The organism is Fusibacter sp. (assembly GCF_057447755.1).
Genome location: NZ_JBVBZF010000450.1, coordinates 1 through 2249, shown reverse-complemented (window position 1 = coordinate 2249; position 2249 = coordinate 1). Strand labels below are relative to the sequence as shown.

The window sequence follows — 2249 nt, the reverse complement described above, 5'->3', positions numbered from 1 at the left end:
CCCCTTTGCCTTTTGCCACTCACTTTCAAATGTCAGCAATATGCTGATTTCATTCCAAATGTATTCAAAACCAATGGTGTAATTTGCCAAATGGTCTGTGAAAACCTTATAGTTTGGGACGTGTATGATACGCCCTGTACTTTGATCTTCTTGTATCCAGTTGCCAATTTCCATTATTGAAAATTGAAACAATCTCTGATCGATAACATCACCCTTTACACCTGCAATTTCTATTCGGTCCCCCACTGTAAACGGTCTTTTAATGGTTATAAAAAGCCATGCGGCTACGTTAACAACCAAATCCTTTAAAGCCACAGCAAGACCGGCTGAAATTAAGCCAATATAAGTTGAAAAACTCTGTCCAAATTTAAGCCATATCGATCCAATCGTTATAGCAGACACTGCAAAAATGGTATATGTAATTACCCGTCGCGTGCGATAAAAACTTGATGTATCCTCAATTTTTTGATGAAGTATTTTCATCAGGACTCTTTTAATTGAATACGCTAAAATTATTATTGCAATCGTCATTAATATTTCGCCTGTAAATTTTCCTTCAATGCTTAGATTCATATAAAAGCCTCCTTCTTTTCTTTATTTTACCACAAATGCATTGTTAATTTATTTACTTCTAAGTTTATCGAATAAATTAATTTAAACGGGGTATGAAAGTATCATTATATTTAAGGAGTGTGATGTCAATGCCTTATAGAGGTACAAATGCCAAACGACAAGTCGTCCATGCAAAGAGTAAAAATACCTTAAGAGATGGTGCAAAAAATCATTATCATTCTGAAAAAAAAGAGCTTGAACATGAACTTTCAGAAAATAAATCTAGAATCGAAAAATTGATTAATGACGGATATCGGTTTGAAAGAGCTGTTGAGGAAGGCTCTAAAACTATTATACATTTCACCAACAACAATCAACAACGTGTAGAAATAAATTTTGACTACCCTGAAAACATTCAAACATTAAAAGGCTTTTTTATAAATTAATCATCCTAAAAACGAATAATCTACAATAAAGGTCATTCACTGGTGAAGTGAATGACCTTCTTTTGATTCATTACAAATAGGGTTGGTTGATTTTTAAGTAACTATTTTTAAGCTTTACTTGACTTGTTTTAATAAACCGACTTGATCACAAGTGATTTTTGTAGAATTTTCTCAAAAATTGAATACTCATAGATTTGATAAGATGCAATTTGAACATGGGTGTTTATAATAAAATTCGCCATTTCCTCAGCACTTAAGTCCTCATCAAAAACACAAGTTTCTTTTAACCTTATCGCCATGAGTTGGCCTGCGCGATTAAGAAGCGCTTGTTTGTTGGGATCACAGTAGCGCTCTCTTGATTTCGCTGAGGATCTGATTGAAAAGAGCGTCAAAAACTGACCGAGATGTTCCATGAGAACGTCATAGCACGCTCGTATCTGACTTAAAATGGGATCATTGTTTTCCAATATCACTTTGATCTTTTCCTCATATCCCATCCAAAAGTAATCCATGACCCGATAATCTAAAGACGCTTTATCTGGAAAGTAATTATAAATGGTGCCAATAGAAACACCACTTCTTTTAGAGATTGCTCTAACGTTCATAGCCTTATAGCCTTCTTCACTGATGATTTCACGCGCTACAGATAAAATTAGCTGTTCAGGATTTGTAATAATCTTTGGCATAATTTTTATTCTCCTAAATTCCTACCTCTATTTTACGCTGATAAAATCAACACGTCAAATAAGACCTCATATCCCCTTATATGTGTTTGGTCTTTATAGCCTTGCACATGCTTTTACTGAATTACTCTTCATCTGCTAGGCTATCGAAGCCCACACCTTCACCCCAAACCGTGTTTACAGGTAAAACACTGACAAAAGCTTTAGAATCGGTCTTAGAGATCATATCCCTAATCAGAAAAGATTCACGAGGTGAACAAATTGTCACTAATTTTGTACGACTTAAATTTGTATATCCACCAACAATATTATATTTAGAAATACCTCTATTCAAATGCTTTAAAATATAGTCCTCAATTTCAGCTTCTTTCTCACTGATGATTTCAAGTTTTACGACTTTTGAGGAAAAACCGTATAGCACAGTTTCAACTGATTTCATTGCGACTACCTGTGTGAGTAATGCGTATAAAGCAATTCTTGTGTCAAAAACAAATGCTGCAAATATAAGAACACTCACATCTAGGGCAGCTATAATAATCGAAATGGACATAAATCTAAAAAGTCGCTT

The 2249-nt window shown here is 34.3% G+C and carries 4 protein-coding genes; 1 reads left to right on the top strand and 3 read right to left on the bottom strand.

Annotated elements, in window-relative coordinates; translation table 11 throughout:
• Positions 1-573: mechanosensitive ion channel family protein (locus tag AC220I_RS21530; protein ID WP_486725925.1), on the bottom strand; the 573-nt coding region annotated here is incomplete at its 3' end.
• A gap of 128 nt (positions 574-701) precedes the next feature.
• On the opposite strand from AC220I_RS21530, the gene AC220I_RS21525 reads away from it, so the two are divergent.
• Positions 702-998 carry a hypothetical protein gene (locus AC220I_RS21525; protein ID WP_486725924.1) on the top strand — a complete coding sequence of 99 codons (297 nt, stop codon included), beginning with the start codon at positions 702-704 and terminating at the stop codon, positions 996-998.
• A 128-nt stretch (positions 999-1126) separates the two neighbouring features.
• Here AC220I_RS21525 and AC220I_RS21520 read toward each other — a convergent pair whose 3' ends face one another.
• Both AC220I_RS21520 and AC220I_RS21515 read right to left on the bottom strand, forming a co-directional pair.
• The gene (locus AC220I_RS21520) at positions 1127-1684 is read right to left on the bottom strand and encodes a TetR/AcrR family transcriptional regulator (RefSeq protein ID WP_486725923.1); all 558 of its coding nucleotides are present in this window, start codon (positions 1682-1684) and stop codon (positions 1127-1129) included.
• Positions 1685-1805: 121 nt separating this feature from the next.
• Positions 1806-2249, bottom strand: a 444-nt coding sequence (locus tag AC220I_RS21515) for a YitT family protein (RefSeq protein WP_486725922.1), incomplete at its 5' end; no start/stop codon positions are given.